We start from the raw sequence: 15,453 nt of genomic DNA, 5'->3' as shown, positions 1-15,453 counted from the left end.
TGTATCGAGATGCGAACGCAATAACCACATAGCGATGCAAAGATCCACTCGGATGCCGTAAGGTGCCCCCAGAATCGACCTCATAGTGGACTATCTGCACCGTTAAGCGACCGGAATGCGGAACAACACCGCAGGCAGGAGCGTGATGACCGAGACCGCCGACACCGCGGGCGCCGACATCCAGGTCGTCACCCGCTGCGCGCAGGTGGTGCGGATGTTCTCCCACGAGAACCGCACCGTGCGGGTGGCGCAGGTGGCCGCCGAGCTCGGGGTGGGGCGCACCACCGCCCACCGGTACCTGGCCTCGCTCGCGAACGCGGGGTTCCTGGAGCGGGACGGCCGCGGCTACCGCCTCGGTCCCCTGCTGGCGCACGCGGGGACCCTGGCCCTCAACGGGCTGGACGTCGTCGACATCGCCGATCCCTACCTGCGCGACCTCGCCGACGTCGCCGAGGAGACGGCCGTGCTCAGCGTGTGGGCAGGCCGCAGCCCGGTCGTCGTGCGCAGCCAGGAACCCGAAAACCGCGTGCTGAACATCTCGATCCGGGTCGGTCGGACCCTGAACCTCGACGCGGCGCAGGCCGCCGTCTTCCTCGCGTACCGGACCGACCGCGTCGAGCCGCTGCTGGAGCAGCTCGACGACCTGCAGGCCGAGCGGATCCGCCGCAGGATCGACCAGGCGCGGCGGACGGGGGTGGCCATCAGCGACACGATCAACGTGGGGGTGCGCGCCATCGCCGCCCCCGTCCTCGACCGCGAGGGGATGATCGCGGCGGCCGTCGCGATCATCGGCACCGTGCACACGTTGTCCGCCGACCTGAACTCGGGCAAGGTTCTCGCGCTCCGCGACACCGCCGCCCGGCTCTCGTCGGCACTGGGGCACGCCACGTGACACCTCGCCCCCGGCGGGAGCGTCCGGCGGCTCGGGGGGCGGGGGCTCAGGGCCGCGGCAGGAGCCGGTCGGCGAGCGTGCGCGCCGTCGCGGACAGCGCCGCGACGTCCGTGCCGGCCCGCCCCATGTACACGATGCCCTGCTGCGCGGTGAGCAGGGCGCGGGCCGTCTCCACCGGGTCGGCGTCGCCCGCCACGTCGCCCTCGCGCTGCGCCCGCGCGACGCACTCGGCGACCAGCGCGGTGGTCGTGTCGTAGGCGCGCCGGGCCTCGGCGAGCACGTCGGGGTCGGTGGAGGCGAGCTCGCACGTGCTGTTGGCCATGAGGCAGCCGCGCGCGGCGCCGTCGGGGTCGCTCACCGGCGCCATGAGGAACGAGCGCAGGGCGTCCACGGCCCGGGGCGCGGAGTCGAGCAGCTGCCGCAGGTGGCCGTGGCTGTCGTCGACGTACCCGCGCAGCGCCCGCAGGAAGAGCCGGTGCTTGTCGCCGAACGCCGCGTAGAGGCTGCCCTTGCCCAGCCCGGTGACGCGCATCAGGTCCTCGAGCGAGGTGTCGGCGTAGCCGGCGTCCCAGAACTGGTCCCGGACGGCGGTCAGCACCTGCTGCTCGTCGAACGTCCGCGGGCGCGCCATGCCCCAGACGGTACCCGTTGTTGACTGCGCGGTCCAGAACTGTCATTGTTGACCGTGCAGTCCATAACCCGCGCACCGAAGGAGAACACCGTGGGACACCTCGAGGGCAAGACCGCGCTCGTCACCGGCGGGAGCACCGGCATCGGGCTCGCCACCGCGCGGCGCTTCGTCCAGGAAGGCGCGCGGGTCTACGTGACCGGTCGCCGCCAGGCCGAGCTCCAGGCCGCGGTCGCCGAGCTCGGCGACGGCGTGACCGGCATCCGCAGCGACGTGTCCGACCTCGCCGACCTGGAGCGGGTCGTCGAGACGATCGGGAGCGCGGGCGACGGCCTGGACGTCCTGTTCGCCAACGCGGGCGGCGGCGCGTTCGCCTCGATCGACGAGCTGGAGCCGGAGGACTTCGACCGCACGTTCGCCATCAACGTCCGGGGCACGGTCTTCACGGTCCAGAAGGCGCTCCCGCTCATGCCCGACGGCGCCAGCATCGTGGTCACCGGGTCCACCTCGGCCCACCGGGGCACCGCCGGGTTCGGCGTGTACTCGGCGTCGAAGGCGGCCCTGCGCCAGTTCGCGCGGACCTGGGCCGCCGAGCTCGCCCCGCGGCGCATCCGCGTCAACACCGTCGTCCCCGGCCCGACCGACACGCCCGGCCTGCGCGGCCTCGCGGGCGACCCCGGGCGGGAACAGGCCCTCCTCAAGGGGTTCGCCGGGCAGGTTCCGCTGAACCGCATCGCCGACCCCGCCGAGGTCGCCAACGCCGTGCTGTTCCTCGCCGGCGAGCAGTCGAGCTACATGACCGGCAGCGAGCTCTTCGTCGACGGCGGCGAGGTGCAGGTCTACGCCTGAGCGGGCCCCGGCCGCTCCCCGCGGTGAGCGGCCCGGACGAGCCGGGTGAGGTCGTCCGCGGTGACCGGGCGCGGGTTGGCGTAGGGGGAGGCCACGGCCTGCCCGACGACCTCGCCGATGCCGGAGGAGGGCAGCCCCAGCTCGGCGAGCGAGCGCGGGGCGCCGAGCTTCGCGGCGAGGTCCCACAGCGCGCCGCCGGGGTCGGGCCCGAGCAGGTCGGCGAGGGCGGGCGCCGCGGGGGCGTTGAACGCCGCGACGTGGGGGAGCACGACGGTGTGCACCTCGGCGTGCGGCAGGTCGAACGCGCCGCCCAGCACGTGGCACAGCTTGTGGTGCAGCGACATGGTCGTCGCGCCGAGCACCGCGCCGCACAGCCACGCCCCGTACAGCGCCCGGCTGCGCGCGGCGAGGTCGCGCGGGGCGGCCGCCACCAGCGGCAGCGCCGCCAGCAGGGCCTGGGCGCCCTCGCGGGCCATGAGCGAGGTGATCGGGGAGGCGTCGGGGGCGTAGAGGCCCTCGACGGCGTGCGCGAGGGCGTTGAACCCGCTGGTCACCGACACCGGGACGGGCAGGGCGACGGTGAGTTCGGGGTCGTAGACGACGCTGCGGGGCAGGGCCTTCGGGTCGCGCCCGGTGCGCTTGCGGCCGCCGTCGGTGAGCCCCCAGATCGGGGTCATCTCCGAGCCGGCGTAGGTGGTGGGCACCGCGACGACGGGCAGGGCGTGTTCCAGCGCGATCGCCTTGCCGAGGCCGATCGTGGAGCCGCCGCCGACGGCGACGCAGCCGTCGGCGCCCAGGTCGGCGGCCGCGGCCCTGGCTCGGGCGGCCACCTCGACCGGGACGTGCATCCGGGCGTGCGGGTACACCCCCGCGGCGCGCGGCCCGAGCCCGTCGGCGATGCGGCGGGCGAGCGGCTCCTGCCCGGGGGTGGACAGCACGAGCACCCGGGTGAGGCCCAGCCGGTCCAGCTCGGCGCCGAGGCGGGCCGAGGCGCCCGCGCCGAACACGACCCGCATCGGCAGCGACTCGTGGACGAACTCATCCCACATCGGCGGGCTCCAGGACCAGCTCGATCGACGCGGCCCGGAACGGGTTGGCCACGTCGTGCGCGCGGGCCTGCCCGGGGTCGTCGACCTCGACGAAGTCGGCGATGAGGCTCTTCTTCACCGCGAAGACGGCGTCGGAGTCCAGGTAGGGGCTGTCGGCGACGAAGATGTGGGTGGTCAGCTCGCGGTGGCCGGGCGCGGTGGCGATGAAGTGGATGTGGGCCGGCCGGTACGGGTGGCGGTTCGTGGCCAGCAGCATCTTCCCGACCGGGCCGTCGGTGGGGATCGGGTAGTGGCTCGGCACCACCGTGCGGAACCGGATGCGGCCCTCGGCGTCGGTGCGGAACAGGCCGCGGCCGTTGCCGGGCGGCTGCACGTCCGGCTGCTGGACGTCGTAGAAGCCCTCGGCGTTGCACTGCCACACGTCGACGGTGGCACCGGCCAGCGGGGCCCCGTCGGTGCCGACGACGCGCCCGGACACGACGCACGGGGTGCCGCCGCCGACGAGGGCGATGCTGTCGCCGTGCTCGCGCTCCGGCGAGGCGACCATGTGGAACGGCCCGAGCACGGTGCTCTCCGTGCCGGAGGACTGCCCGTTGAGCGTCTCGACCAGCATCGAGATGCCGAGCACGTCCGACAGCAGGATGAACTCCTGCCGGTTCTCGTCGCACTTCTGCCCGACCGCGGTGAGGAACTCGATCGCGGCCTGCCATTCGGGCAGCGTGAGCCGTACCTTGCGGACGAAGTCGTGCAGGTGCGGCACGAGCTCCTGCAGGATCTCCCGCAGGCGCGGGTCCGGGGTGGCGGCGAAGCTGTCGACCACCGCGGCGGTGGTGCTCTCGGAGGTGAGGTCCATTCCTCGGCTCCAGGGAAGGGAGGGGCGTGACGTGCGCACAGCCACGCTAGGGGCGCGGGCCGCGGGCGCGACAGCCGCGACGCGCGGTCGGTGGCCGGATCGCGCGGCGGGATCGCGGAGCGCGGTGCTGCGGCGGCACGCCATCTGCGAGCGCGCGAGCCTCGAGGAGTTCCGCCACGAGCTCAACGCGCTCTACTACCCGGCGCGGGTCGAGCCGCTGGGCCGCGCCCGGGCCGGCCGCGGCCTGCTGCGCGGCGTGCGCACCGAGCACCTCACGGTCGGGGTGATGCGGTTCGGCCAGCCGACGCTCGTCGACCCGGGCCGCACCGGAGCGGGCTACCACGTCAACGTCACCCTGGCCGGGCGGATCGCCAACGCCACCGACGGCGAGGACACCGTCGCGGCGGCGGGCGAGGCCACCGTGTTCGCCCCGCACCGCACCCACCGCCTCGACCACTGCCCGGAGGGCGCCGCGCAGCTGGGGATCCGCATCGACCGCGACCTCGTCGACCGCGAGCTGGAGGCGCTGCTCGGGCGCCCGGTGCGCGTGCCGCTGGAGTTCGCGCTGGCGTTCGACCTGACCACTCCGGCAGGTCGGGCCTGGCGGGCCGCGCTCGACCTGCTGCTCGCGGAGCTCGACGAGCCGGACGGGCCCATCGGGCGCGCGGCCGTGCGCTCCTTCCACGAGCGGCAGCTCGCCACCGGCCTGCTGCTCGCGCAGCGGCACAACCACACCGACGCGCTGCGGGGCGGGGGAGCCCCGGCGACCCCGCGCGCGGTGCGGCGCGTGGTCGACCTCGTGCAGGGCGATCCGCAGCGGCCGTACACGCTCGGGGACCTGGCCCGGGCGGCCGGCGTGAGCGCCCGCAGGCTGCAGGAGGCGTTCCGCGAGCACGTGGGCGCCACGCCGATGGAGTACCTGCGGTCGGTGCGGCTCGACCGGGTCCGCGAGGAGCTGCGCCGCGGCGACGTCGCCGTCACCGAGTGCGCCCACCGCTTCGGGTTCACCCACCTCGGCCGCTTCGCCGCGGCCTACCGGGAGCGGTTCGGCGAGCTGCCCTCGCAGACGGCGCGAAACGCCTGATCCCGCCGCTCGGTGGGAACCCGTGGCGGGCGGAGGCCGGCCGGGTTCCGACCGGGACGTGCACCCGGGTGCGCTTTACACACCGTTGCGGGCGAGGTACACATGGTCGTCAGAGCTGTTCTGTGCCCTGCACAGGGAAGCGAGACCAGGCGGGACGTGCGCCGCGCGGTGCCTGGCTGGGTCGGCCTGGCGGCTAGGAGTGGTCGGCGGTCTCAAGCTGGGTCGGGTGCTGTGCGGCGCCGGGGACGAACCAAAGGCGGTTCTGCGGCATGAGCGATGGACAGCGAACCGACACCGCCCCGGTGAGCACCGGCAAGGGCTCGGTGTACGCAGCGTGGGAGCAGTTCGTACAGGGTGAGGACCACGTCCGGGGCGTCCGGCCCGAGGTGTTGCTCTCCTGGCACCGCTGCCGCGAGCAGTACCGGGTCGACCCGCACCTCACCGAGGCTCCCCTGGCAGCGGCCCACAGCGATCACACGCTCGAACAGGACGTCGTGCTCACGGAGCTGGGCGGGTTCGCGGCGAGCGTGGCGCGCGAGGTCGAGGGCCGCAACGGCATCGTCACGGTCGCCGACGCCACCGGCCGGATCCTCGCCACGTGGGGCGACCAGGCCACGGCGACCCGGGCCGCCGACGCCAACCTCGCCACCTGGTCGTGCTGGTCGGAGTCGGCGGCGGGAACGAACGGCATGGGCACGGCGCTGGAGACGTACGGTCCCGTCCTGATCCGGGGCGCCGAGCACTGGTGCCAGGCGTTCCACGGCTGGGCGTGCGCCGGGGTCGCGGTGCGGGACGTGGTGACGCGCGACCCGATCGCGGTGCTGAACATCTCCTGCTGGCGCACCCCGCTGCCGGAGTTCACGGGCAAGTGGCTGTCGCACGCGGTCCAGCAGACCCAGAGCGTGCTCAAAGGGCGCGCCCGCGACAGCGCCGCCGAGCTGATCGCCGCGTTCGCGCAGGCCAAGGGCCGTGGTCCCGCCGTGGCCGCGGTCGACACCGCGGGCAAGGTGGTGATCGCCGACGAGCGGGCCGGGCTGCTGATGGGGGTGCCCGCCGAGACGCCCGCGGTCGAGCCCGCCATCCGGTGGCACACCAGCCTGCCGGACCTGATCCGGGTGGCCGAGTACGCGAGCACGAAGGCCGCGAAGGACCCGGACTGGGTCGGCACCACGCAGATCTACACCCACCTCGGCGACGAGCCGTCCTCGGTGACCATCCGCCCGGTGTTCTTCTCCGGGCAGCTGGCGGGGCACCTGGTCTCCTTCGGCAGCTCCGACGACGCGCAGCCGTGTCCCTCGGCGTCGCTGGCGCCGATGTCGGCGGGCAAGACGAGCATGCGCCGGGTCGTGGCGGTGCGCGGCGACCGGATGGTGCTGCTGCGGCTGCCGGAGGTCGCCTTCGCCGAGGCGGACGGCAACGACGTGTGGCTGTCCACCGACCAGGGCCGGTTGCGGGCGAGCTCCGCGGGCCTGGACAAGCTCGCCCACGAGCTGTCCGAGGCCGGGTTCCTGCGGGTCCACCGCCGTTACGTGGTCAACCTGAGCCGCATCCGGGAGATCGAGCGCGGCTTCAAGGGCGAGCTGTTCCTGGTGATGGACAGCCGGGGCGGCGAGGTGGTGCCGGTGTCGCGGCGCAACACCCCGGCGGTCCGGGAGGCGCTGGGCCTCTGACGCCCCCGGGTCACCAGAACTTGATGCCGGCCGCCTTGAGGCGGCGCCGGTGCTGGCGCACGGCGCCGTCGATCGCGTCGGGGGTGATGAGGTTGCCCCACACCTTGGCGGCGGCCTCGCCCTGGGCGAGCATCGCATCCGCCTCGTCGCGTCCGAGGTCGGCGTTCTGGACGATGCGCGAGCCGAAGCCGATGTGCCAGCGCTCGTCGCGCAGGACCAGCTCGACGCCCTTGCGCAGCCCGGGCAGCGGGTGCGACAGGCCCTCGAGGGTGTCGAGCATCGCGTGCTGGCCCGCGAGGAGCACCACGCCCTCGATCACCATGTGGTACAGCCCGACCGCGGAGGTGAGGGCGCCGTGGTCCTCGGCGAGGCGCCGGGCGGTGGCCGGCAGGCGCTGTTCGAACAGCTCGACGAGCTCGGGCCGGACGTGGGCGCGCAGCGCGTCCCGCCGCGCCGCGGCGTCGGCCCCGGGCACGCCCGCGACGTCGGCCGCGACGAGGTCGAAGAAGCGGGCGTGCCGCTCCTCGTCGCGCTCCTGGGCGCGGAAGACCGCCTCCATCGACTCGTCCGTGGCCGCGGCCTGGTAGGAGCGGATCTCCTCGGACACCGAGCTCTCGGCGATGACGAAGCCCGCGATCAGGCCGAGCACCTTGGCGCTCTCGTCCTCGGCCAGCAGCGGCCACGACGCGCGGTCCTGCGAGTAGTCGATGTCCTTCTCGTCCCACTGCAGGGACTCGGCCAGCGTCACGAAGTGGCTGTATCCCCTGATCACGGCTCAGCTCCCCCACTCGTCCGGGAACTCCCCGGGCAGCAGCTCGCGGAAGTCCGCCTTCGTCGCACCGCAGATCGGGCACATCCAGTCGTCCGGGATCTCCTCGAACGGCGTACCGGGCGGGATGCCGCCGTCCGGGTCGCCCTCCTCGGGGTCGTACACGAACCCGCAGGGCTCGCAGTACCACCGCTTGGTCTCCGGCTTGTCCAGCACCTGTCCACCAACGCTCATGCCCGACGTCTCCTCCTCTCCTGCTGTCAGCCGCGGTGCGGGCGGGGGATCAACAGCTCGTCCCGCGGGCGCGCCGCCGCGTTGGCCCGCTCCACCGCCTCGGTCACCAGCCCGTGGTCGGGGGAGAGGTGGCAGACCGGGTCGGTCCGGGCGGCATCACCGGTCAGCTGGAACGCCTGGCACCGGCACCCGCCGAAGTCGATCTCGCGGCGGTCACAGGTGCGGCACGGGTCCCGCATCCACCCGGTGCCGCGGAACGCGGTGAACAGCGGCGAGCCGTCCCAGATCGCCTCCAGGGACTCCGTGCGGACGCTGGGCGCGGGCAGCGGCAGCGTGTGCGCGGCGAGGCACGGCAGCGCGTCGCCGTTGGGCGTGACGACGATCTGACGCGCCGCCCACCCGCCCATGCACGGCTTCGGGTAGTCGCTGTAGTAGTCGGGCAGGACGTGCACGATCTCCATCCGGCCCGCCAGGCGGGCGCGGGCGTCGCGCACCACGTCCTCGGCGCGGGCGAGCTGCTCGCGGCTGGGCAGCAGCGCCGCCCGGTTGCGCCAGGCCCAGCCGTAGTACTGGGTGTTGGCGAGCTCGACGCGGTCGGCCTCGAGCTCCTCGACCAGGTCCACGATCTCGGCGATCCGGTCGATGTTCTGCCGGTGCAGCACCACGTTGACCGTGAGCGGCCAGCCGAGGTCCTTCACCACGGCGGCGGCCTTGAGCTTGCGCTCGAACGACGGGATGCCCGCGATCCGGTCGGACGTCGCCGGCTCGTCGGCCTGCACGCTGATCTGCACGTGGTCGAGCCCGGCCGCCTTGAGCGCCTCGGCCCGCGGGCGGGACAGCCCGATCGCGCTCGTCACCAGGTTCGTGTACATGCCCAGGTCGGCGGCTGCGCGCACGAGGTCGACGAGGTCGCGGCGCAGCAGCGGCTCACCGCCGGACAGGTGGCACTGCAGCACGCCCATCTCGGCCGCCTCGGTGAACACCCGCTGCCAGTCGGCCGTGGGCAGCTCGTCGTCGTAGCGGGCGAGCTCGAGCGGGTTCGAGCAGTAGGCGCAAGCCAGCGGGCAGCGGTAGGTGAGCTCCGCCAGGAGCCCGAAGGGCCGGTCCATCAGCTCGCCTCCTCGACGGTGACGTGACGGCGGGCGGCCATGCGGGCCAGGAAGCCGCGCACCTCGTCCTCCACCGGGTACGCGTAGCGCGTGCGCAGCTCGGCGACGATGTCGGCGACGGTGCGCGACCCGTCGCACAGGGCGACGACGTCCGCGGCGGTGCCGTTGAGGACGATCACCGACTCCGGGCCGAGCAGGACGTGCTTGCCGCGCGCGCGGTCGAACCGCTTCCGCAGGTGCGGCCCGAGCCGGGGCCGGGCCGTGTCCGGGAGCGCTGTCAGCTGGGCGGGCGGGGTGGGCCCGGCGTCACTCGGCATAGGCCTGGTCGATCGCGTCCATCATGGACCACAGCACGTCGCACTTGAACGACAACGCCTCCACGGCGCGGTCCTGCTGCTCCCGGGTCACGCAGTGCGCGGTGACGACCTCCAGCGCGTGCTCGGAGTCGCGCGGCGCCTGCTCGAGGCGGGCCCGGAAGTAGGCGAGCCCGTCGGGGTCGATCCAGGTGTAGTAGCGCTCGAACGCGGCGAGGCGCTCGGCCATGAGGTCCGGCGCGAACAGCTCGGTGAGCGAGGACGCCACCGCCTCCACCCACGGCTTCGTGCGCGCGAACGTCACGTAGGCGTCCACCGCGAACCGCACCCCGGGCACGAGGTGGCGGTGGTCGAGCATCTCCTCGCGGGTGAGCCCGCACGCCTCGCCCAGGCGCAGCCACGCCTCGATGCCGCCCTCGCCCGCAGCGGTGCCGTCGTGGTCGACGATGCGGCGGATCCAGCGCCTGCGCACCTCCACGTCCGGGCAGTTGGACAGGATCGCGCCGTCCTTGCGGGGGATGTTCTCCTGGTAGTAGAAGCGGTTGGCGACCCAGCCGCGGATCTGGTCGGGGGAGAGCGTGCCCTCGTTCATCCGCACGTGGAACGGGTGGGCGCTGTGGTACGCCTTCGAATGGGCCCGCAACCGCTCCAGGAACGCCGCCGTCCCCTGGGCCGCCGTCCCCTGGGCCGCCGTGGTGTCGCGTCCCGTCGCAGCCGTCGTCGTCATCGCGCCTAGACCTCCACCTCGAGCCCGTCGTAGGCCACCTCCATGCCGCCGTCTGCCACCAGGCGGCGCTCGGGGGAGTCCTCCAACAGGATCGGATTGGTGTTGTTGATGTGGATGTAGATCTTCCGTGCGATCGGCAGGGGGGACAGCAGCTCGAGGCTCCCCCCGGGCCCCCCGATCGCGAGGTGGCCCATGTCGCGGGCGGTCTTCTCGGCCAGCCCGAGCCGGATCAGCTCGTCGTCGTGCCAGGTGGTGCCGTCGACGAACAGGCAGTCGATCCCGTCGAGCTCGTCGCGCACGGCGGGCGTGAGCTCCTGTACGCCCGGCAGGTACACCGCTGCGCGGCCGCTGCGCTCGTCGGTGAGGCGGTAGCCGACCACCCGCCCGTGGTCGGTGCCGGTGCCGAACCGGTCGTGCTTGGCCGTCGGCACGTCGAACGCGCGGTAGGAGATCCCGCCCAGCGACACCTCCTGCCCCGGGTGCACCGGGTGCCACTCGACCGGGCAGAACCGCTCCAGCGTCTCCAACAGGCGGGTTCCCTCGCGCAGCGTCGTGTGCGTGGCGGGCGTGGCGTGCAGCCGGATGCCGCGCCCCTCGCGCAGGAGCAGCAGCCCCAGGGTGTGGTCGATCTCGGCGTCGGTGAGCAGCACGGCCTGCAGCGGCGTGACCCGGCCCTCGCCGGGGTGCAGTCCGGGGAACGCCTCGAACTGGGTACGGATGTCGGGGGAGGCGTTGAACAGGAACCAGCGCTCCCGGTCCGGGCTCACCGCGATCGACGACTGGGTGCGCGCCCTGGCCGGCCGGGACCCGTCCCGGACGGCGACGCACCCCGGGCAGCTGCAGTTCCACTGCGGGAACCCGCCCCCGGCCGCCGAGCCCAGCACCCGCAGCCACATCGCCGCGTCCTCCTCTTCCCGCGCCCGTCGGCGCGCGTCGTCGGGTGGCGAACGGAAGGAGGGGCGCCGGACCCGCGTCCGGTGCCCCTCCTCCTCACCTACGTCGGATCACGCCTCCGAGCGGGCGATGTACATGGTCACCTCGGGGGCGCACCCGATCTCCTCGAACTCGGGGGCCTCCCACTCGATCGTGGACTCCACGCCGTCACCTCCCTTCCACGGTTCCGCGGCGAGTCCTGCGGTGCTGGTCGGATCAGGACTCGGGCAGGGCGAACACGAACAGCGCGTCTCCCTTGTTACCCCCGAGCAGCCCGGGGAGGAAGCCCTCGAGCCAGCCGCCCCACCCGGTCGGCACGGCGATGTACTGCCGGCCGTCGACCTCGTACGGGGTCGGGCTGCTGTGGTGCCCGCTGCCGCACTGGAACGACCACAGCTTCTCGCCGGTCTCGGCGTCCAGGGCGACGAACTCGCCCGTCGGGGTGCCCTGGAAGACCAGGCCGCCCGCCGTGGTCAGGGTGGAGGCGCACATCGGGTACTCGTTGCGCCACCGCCACTTCTCCTCGCCGGTCAGCGGGTCGATGGCGGCCACGAAGCCGTAGAAGTCCTCCAGGTCCACGGCCACCGCGGCGCCCCAGTACGGCATGCTCTCCTTGAACTCGCGCCGACGGCGGGTGGCGGTGGCCCCGACCTCCTGCACCGGCACGTAGATCAGCCCGGTCTGGGGGTTGTAGGACATGTGCGTCCATTCCTTGCCCCCGGCGGGACCCGGCCAGAAGTGGACCGGCTCGCCCTCCTTGTCCGGGTAGACCTTCGGGGTGACCTTCCCGTCGGGCGTGATCTCGCCCCAGGTGATGCGGTCGACGAAGGGGAACACCCGCACGAGCTCGCCGTTGGTGCGGTCGAGCACGAAGAAGTACCCGTTCTTGTCCGCGTGGGCGAGCAGCTTGCGCCCGTCGGGAGCGTCGAACAGGAGGTTCTCCATCGTGGAGTCGTAGTCCCACACGTCGTGCGGGGTGAACTGGTAGTGCCACCGGATCTCGCCGGTGTCCACGTCCACCGCGACCACGCTGTCGGTGTAGAGGTTGTCGCCGGGGCGCACCTCGCCGTCGAAGTCCGGGGCCGGGTTGCCCGTGCCCTGGAACAGCAGGTTCAGCTCGGGGTCGTAGGTGGGCGTCACCCAGCAGTTCGCGCCGCCGCGCTGCCACGCCTCGCCGTTGTCGGCCCAGGTCTCCGAGCCGGGCTCGCCGGGCTTCGGCACGGTGTAGCAGCGCCAGCGCCGCTCGCCGGTGTGGGCGTCGAACGCGTCGAGGTGGCCGCGCACGCCGAACTCGCCGCCCGCGCTGCCGACGATGACCATGTCCTTGACGAGCAGCGGGGCGACCGAGCCGCTCTCACCGGCGCGCACGTCGCCGTTGACGCTGTCGAAGACGACCTGGCCGGTCTGCGCGTCGAGCGCCACGAGGTGGGCGTTGAGGGTGTAGAGGTACACCTTCCCGTGCCCCACGGCCACGCCGCGGTTGACGTTCCCACAGCACAGGGAGACGTCGTAGGGCGAGGCGTGCTTGTAGCGCCACAGCTCCTCGCCGGTCTTGGCGTCGAGGGCCCAGACCTTGCCGTCGGGGCCGGAGACGTACATGACGCCGTCGACCACGATCGGGCTGGCCTCGAAGGAGAAGGTCGACGCACCGGAGTGCATGCCGACCATCGCCGCCTGGAACACCCATGCGGGAGCCAGGTTCTTGACGTTGTCCTTGTTGATCTGGTCCAGCGTGCTGTAGCGCTGGCCGTCGTAGGTGCCGTAGTAGGTGAGCCAGTTGTGCGGCTCGGAGCGCGCGTTGAGGATGCGCTCGTAGTTGACGTTCTCGGCCACCGGCGGGGCGCTGCCCTTGACGGCGCTGAGCTGGGACAGGGGGATGGCCTGGCCTGCGTCGACGTACTCGGTCATTCAGGTGCTCCTCTCTGCGCTACGGACGGGGCTGCGGGGGACGGTCGAGCTTGGCCTCCGGCGGCACCTCGCCGCCGATGACGATCGCCCCGGTGAGGCCGCGGCCCTCGTCGTTGCCGGTCGCGGAGCCGTACCAGTAGATGCCCGGGCCCTGCAGGTTGAGCGTGGCCGTGCCCTTGGAGTGGTTCACCAGCCAGATCACCAGGTTGTCGCCGATGTTCGGCAGCACGGAGCAGTGCGTGTTCTTGTCGTCGTTGATCAGGGTGAGCTCGAGCGTGCCGCCGTGGGGCAGGATGAGGATCCCGGGCTCCCAGCAGAACTGGTCCTCCGGGATGCGGACCGTGGCCCGCATGACCCCGTCCGGTCCCTCCTCGGCGTAGCCGATGGACCCGGTGCCGAGCAGCCGGCCCAGGGTGAGTTTGTTCTGCCCGTTGAGGCCGGCAGCGGCCAACTCGTCCGCTCTTTCATTCGAAATGGTCGTCATTGAGCACCCTTCTCCGTCGGCTCGGGAACACCGATGCGAACGATCTCCCGGAAAAACAGCGTTCGGCTGCTTCGGGACGTGCGTTGCGAGTTGGAGCGATCGACCCGGAAGAATGGGATCGAGTTACGGCGTCTTCGTCACCTGAGCGGGATTCGCAGAACGGAATCTGTGACTGCGCCGGAGAGGTACTCCCACTGCAACCCCTTTGTCTCAGTGTGATTCCGTGAAATGTACCGTACACTTTGCTCGATTGGCTGGGCAAGGGGCGGCACCGGGTAGCGTGGCCGCGCTCCGCTCGTTGCCGAAGTCCTACCGCTCATCGGGGATTCGGGGCCGCTGGCGGGTGATCGGTTGCGCCGCTCGGCCCGCCACCGGACCGTGGCACCGGCTGATCGGCGGGAGGCGCGGTGGCGCCGACCCGTGAGCGGACGTGCCCGGGACCGCGGCCGGTGACCCGCCCGAGGAGGCGAAATGTCGGAGTACGGCGTGCTGCCGCGCGACCCGTCGCGCGCCGCGGACGCGGTGACGTACCTCGACCACGCCGCCACCACCCCGATGCTGCCCGAGGCCGTGGCCGCGATGCGCGCGGCGATGACGCACACGGGCGCCGCCTCGTCGCCGCACTCCGCGGGGCGGGCGGCGCGGCGGGCGGTCGAGGAGGCTCGGGACGCGATCGCGGCCGCGCTGGGGGCCCGGCCGGCCGAGGTGGTGTTCACCGGTGGCGGCACCGCGGGGGCCAACCAGGCGGTGAAGGGCGTCTATTGGGCCCGCCGTGCGGTGGACCCGCGGCGCACCCGCGTGCTCGTCTCGGCCACCGAGCACCACGCCGTCATCGAGGCCGCGGAGTGGCTCGCCCGCCACCAGGGCGCCGAGCTGGAGCGCGTGGCGGTCGACGCGTGCGGCCGCGTGCACCCGGAGGCGCTGCGGGCCGCGCTGGCCGCGGCACCGCACCGCGTGGCGCTGGTCAGCGTCATGTGGGCCAACAACGAGGTGGGCACGGTCAACCCGGTCCGCGAGCTCGCCGCCGTGGCGCACGAGTTCGGCGTCCCGCTGCACACCGACGCGGTGCAGGCGGCCGGCGCCCTGCCCGTCGACTTCGCCCGCTGCGGGGCGGACGCGCTCACCCTCGCCGGCCACAAGCTGGGCGGGCCGCACGGCACGGGGGTGCTGCTCGTGCGCCGCGAGCTGGCCTGCGTCCCGCTGCTGCACGGCGGCGGCGCCGAGAACGTCCCGGCGGTCGCCGGGCTGGCGGCGGCGGTCCGGCACGCCGTGGCCGCGGCGCCGCACCGGTCGCCCGAGCTGGCCCGGCTGCGCGACGAGCTGGTCGCCCGCGTGCTGGCCGAGGTGCCGGACGCGGTGGTCAACGGCGAACGGGGGGACGGGGCGATCGACGGCGGGCCGTCGCGGCTGCCGGGCATCGCGAACCTGTCCTTCCCCGGCTGCGAGGGCGACAGCCTCGTCGTGCTGATGGACGCCCACGGCATCGCCTGCTCCACCGGGTCGGCGTGCACGGCGGGCGTGGCCCACCCGAGCCACGTGCTGCGGGCGATGGGCGCGAGCGAGGCCGCGGCCCGCGGCTCGCTGCGGTTCTCCTTCGGGCACACCTCCACGCCGGCGGACGTCGCCGCCGTGGCGCGGGCCATCGGGCCGGTGGTCCGGCGGGCCCGCAGGGCCGGACTCGCTGCCGGCAGCAGGCGCGCGGTGGCCGCGCGCTGACTCGTACCACCAGATCCGGACACGAAAGGGAGTGCAACGTGGCGCAGCAGGTACGCGGGGTCGTCGCCCGCGCGAAGGGCGAGGCGGTGTCGGTGGAGACGGTGGTCGTGCCGGACCCGGGGCCCGGTGAGGCGGTCGTGAAGGTGCAGGCGTGCGGGGTCTGCCACACCGACCTGCACTACCGCGAGGGCGGGATCAACGACGAGTTCCCGTTCCTGCTGGGCCACGAGGCCG

The 15,453-nt window shown here is 73.3% G+C and carries 18 protein-coding genes; 6 read left to right on the top strand and 12 right to left on the bottom strand.

Annotation, left to right across the window (positions count from 1 at the left end; genetic code table 11):
• The first annotated feature begins 145 nt into the window (after positions 1-145).
• On the top strand, positions 146-892 hold the full coding sequence (locus VKZ81_RS32990) for an IclR family transcriptional regulator (RefSeq protein ID WP_324245668.1): 747 nt from the start codon (positions 146-148) through the stop codon (positions 890-892).
• A 46-nt stretch (positions 893-938) separates the two neighbouring features.
• On the opposite strand, the gene VKZ81_RS32985 is transcribed toward VKZ81_RS32990, so the two are convergent.
• Entirely contained in the window at positions 939-1,523 is a 585-nt protein-coding gene (locus tag VKZ81_RS32985; protein ID WP_324245667.1) for a TetR/AcrR family transcriptional regulator, read from the bottom strand.
• 90 nt (positions 1,524-1,613) lie between these two features.
• Here VKZ81_RS32985 and VKZ81_RS32980 point away from each other — a divergent pair, with 90 nt between their 5' ends.
• Positions 1,614-2,369, top strand: a complete 756-nt coding sequence (locus VKZ81_RS32980; RefSeq protein WP_324245666.1) for an SDR family NAD(P)-dependent oxidoreductase — start codon at positions 1,614-1,616, stop codon at positions 2,367-2,369.
• Here the strand turns inward: VKZ81_RS32980 and VKZ81_RS32975 are convergent.
• Together VKZ81_RS32975 and VKZ81_RS32970 are read right to left on the bottom strand one after the other, a co-directional pair.
• On the bottom strand, positions 2,360-3,418 hold the full coding sequence (locus VKZ81_RS32975) for a maleylacetate reductase (protein WP_324245665.1): 1,059 nt from the start codon (positions 3,416-3,418) through the stop codon (positions 2,360-2,362). The genes VKZ81_RS32980 and VKZ81_RS32975 overlap by 10 nt on opposite strands.
• The gene (locus VKZ81_RS32970) at positions 3,408-4,271 is read right to left on the bottom strand and encodes an intradiol ring-cleavage dioxygenase (RefSeq protein ID WP_324245664.1); all 864 of its coding nucleotides are present in this window, start codon (positions 4,269-4,271) and stop codon (positions 3,408-3,410) included. Before VKZ81_RS32970 ends, VKZ81_RS32975 begins: the two co-directional genes overlap by 11 nt.
• 124 nt (positions 4,272-4,395) lie before the next feature.
• On the opposite strand from VKZ81_RS32970, the gene VKZ81_RS32965 reads away from it, so the two are divergent.
• Together VKZ81_RS32965 and VKZ81_RS32960 are read left to right on the top strand one after the other, a co-directional pair.
• A complete protein-coding gene (locus VKZ81_RS32965; protein ID WP_324245663.1) occupies positions 4,396-5,355 on the top strand; it encodes a helix-turn-helix transcriptional regulator in 960 nt (319 codons plus the stop codon).
• Between the two features lie 269 nt (positions 5,356-5,624).
• A complete protein-coding gene (locus VKZ81_RS32960) occupies positions 5,625-7,025 on the top strand; it encodes a DNA-binding protein (protein ID WP_324245662.1) in 1,401 nt (466 codons plus the stop codon).
• A 10-nt stretch (positions 7,026-7,035) separates the two neighbouring features.
• On the opposite strand, the gene VKZ81_RS32955 is transcribed toward VKZ81_RS32960, so the two are convergent.
• The 9 genes from VKZ81_RS32955 to VKZ81_RS32915 form a co-directional block, all read right to left on the bottom strand.
• The gene (locus tag VKZ81_RS32955) at positions 7,036-7,797 is read right to left on the bottom strand and encodes a ribonucleotide-diphosphate reductase subunit beta (RefSeq protein WP_324245661.1); all 762 of its coding nucleotides are present in this window, start codon (positions 7,795-7,797) and stop codon (positions 7,036-7,038) included.
• A gap of 3 nt (positions 7,798-7,800) precedes the next feature.
• Positions 7,801-8,028 carry a rubredoxin gene (locus tag VKZ81_RS32950; RefSeq protein WP_324245660.1) on the bottom strand — a complete coding sequence of 76 codons (228 nt, stop codon included), beginning with the start codon at positions 8,026-8,028 and terminating at the stop codon, positions 7,801-7,803.
• Positions 8,029-8,054: 26 nt separating this feature from the next.
• A complete protein-coding gene (gene pqqE, locus VKZ81_RS32945) occupies positions 8,055-9,137 on the bottom strand; it encodes a pyrroloquinoline quinone biosynthesis protein PqqE (protein ID WP_324245659.1) in 1,083 nt (360 codons plus the stop codon).
• Positions 9,137-9,454: a pyrroloquinoline quinone biosynthesis peptide chaperone PqqD gene (gene pqqD, locus VKZ81_RS32940; RefSeq protein WP_324245658.1), complete on the bottom strand. Its 318-nt coding sequence runs from the start codon at positions 9,452-9,454 to the stop codon at positions 9,137-9,139. Before pqqD ends, pqqE begins: the two co-directional genes overlap by 1 nt.
• Positions 9,444-10,178, bottom strand: coding sequence for a pyrroloquinoline-quinone synthase PqqC (gene pqqC / locus VKZ81_RS32935; protein WP_324245657.1), 735 nt, complete (start codon positions 10,176-10,178; stop codon positions 9,444-9,446). The genes pqqD and pqqC overlap by 11 nt, the downstream gene beginning before the upstream one ends.
• A 5-nt stretch (positions 10,179-10,183) precedes the next feature.
• A complete protein-coding gene (gene pqqB, locus VKZ81_RS32930; protein WP_324245656.1) occupies positions 10,184-11,074 on the bottom strand; it encodes a pyrroloquinoline quinone biosynthesis protein PqqB in 891 nt (296 codons plus the stop codon).
• 108 nt (positions 11,075-11,182) lie between these two features.
• Complete coding sequence (pqqA, locus tag VKZ81_RS32925) at positions 11,183-11,275, bottom strand: pyrroloquinoline quinone precursor peptide PqqA (protein ID WP_324245655.1); 93 nt, start codon at positions 11,273-11,275, stop codon at positions 11,183-11,185.
• Positions 11,276-11,327: 52 nt separating this feature from the next.
• Positions 11,328-13,019 (bottom strand): PQQ-dependent dehydrogenase, methanol/ethanol family, encoded by a 1,692-nt coding sequence (locus VKZ81_RS32920; RefSeq protein ID WP_324245654.1) that lies wholly within the window; start codon positions 13,017-13,019, stop codon positions 11,328-11,330.
• Positions 13,020-13,038: 19 nt separating this feature from the next.
• On the bottom strand, positions 13,039-13,503 hold the full coding sequence (locus VKZ81_RS32915) for an MSMEG_3727 family PQQ-associated protein (RefSeq protein WP_324245653.1): 465 nt from the start codon (positions 13,501-13,503) through the stop codon (positions 13,039-13,041).
• A 522-nt stretch (positions 13,504-14,025) separates the two neighbouring features.
• Between VKZ81_RS32915 and VKZ81_RS32910 the strand changes: the two genes are divergently transcribed.
• Positions 14,026-15,219, top strand: a complete 1,194-nt coding sequence (locus VKZ81_RS32910) for a cysteine desulfurase family protein (RefSeq protein WP_324245695.1) — start codon at positions 14,026-14,028, stop codon at positions 15,217-15,219.
• A 38-nt stretch (positions 15,220-15,257) separates the two neighbouring features.
• On the top strand, positions 15,258-15,453 hold a 196-nt coding region (locus VKZ81_RS32905; protein ID WP_324245652.1), incomplete at its 3' end, for an alcohol dehydrogenase catalytic domain-containing protein.

Source organism: Pseudonocardia sp., assembly GCF_035305885.1.
Lineage (GTDB): Bacteria > Actinomycetota > Actinomycetes > Mycobacteriales > Pseudonocardiaceae > Pseudonocardia.
This window is presented reverse-complemented; position numbering and strand designations above follow the sequence as displayed.

Excerpts from the sequence above, each read along its gene's own strand:
- VKZ81_RS32990 (WP_324245668.1), top strand. The coding sequence starts at position 146 with ATGACCGAGACCGCCGACACCGCGGGCGCCGACATCCAGGTCGTCACC.
- VKZ81_RS32985 (WP_324245667.1), bottom strand. The coding sequence starts at position 1,523 with ATGGCGCGCCCGCGGACGTTCGACGAGCAGCAGGTGCTGACCGCCGTC.
- VKZ81_RS32975 (WP_324245665.1), bottom strand. The coding sequence starts at position 3,418 with ATGTGGGATGAGTTCGTCCACGAGTCGCTGCCGATGCGGGTCGTGTTC.
- VKZ81_RS32970 (WP_324245664.1), bottom strand. The coding sequence starts at position 4,271 with ATGGACCTCACCTCCGAGAGCACCACCGCCGCGGTGGTCGACAGCTTC.
- VKZ81_RS32960 (WP_324245662.1), top strand. The coding sequence starts at position 5,625 with ATGAGCGATGGACAGCGAACCGACACCGCCCCGGTGAGCACCGGCAAG.
- VKZ81_RS32950 (WP_324245660.1), bottom strand. The coding sequence starts at position 8,028 with ATGAGCGTTGGTGGACAGGTGCTGGACAAGCCGGAGACCAAGCGGTGG.
- pqqE (WP_324245659.1), bottom strand. The coding sequence starts at position 9,137 with ATGGACCGGCCCTTCGGGCTCCTGGCGGAGCTCACCTACCGCTGCCCG.
- pqqD (WP_324245658.1), bottom strand. The coding sequence starts at position 9,454 with ATGCCGAGTGACGCCGGGCCCACCCCGCCCGCCCAGCTGACAGCGCTC.
- pqqC (WP_324245657.1), bottom strand. The coding sequence starts at position 10,178 with ATGACGACGACGGCTGCGACGGGACGCGACACCACGGCGGCCCAGGGG.
- pqqB (WP_324245656.1), bottom strand. The coding sequence starts at position 11,074 with ATGTGGCTGCGGGTGCTGGGCTCGGCGGCCGGGGGCGGGTTCCCGCAG.
- VKZ81_RS32920 (WP_324245654.1), bottom strand. The coding sequence starts at position 13,019 with ATGACCGAGTACGTCGACGCAGGCCAGGCCATCCCCCTGTCCCAGCTC.
- VKZ81_RS32915 (WP_324245653.1), bottom strand. The coding sequence starts at position 13,503 with ATGACGACCATTTCGAATGAAAGAGCGGACGAGTTGGCCGCTGCCGGC.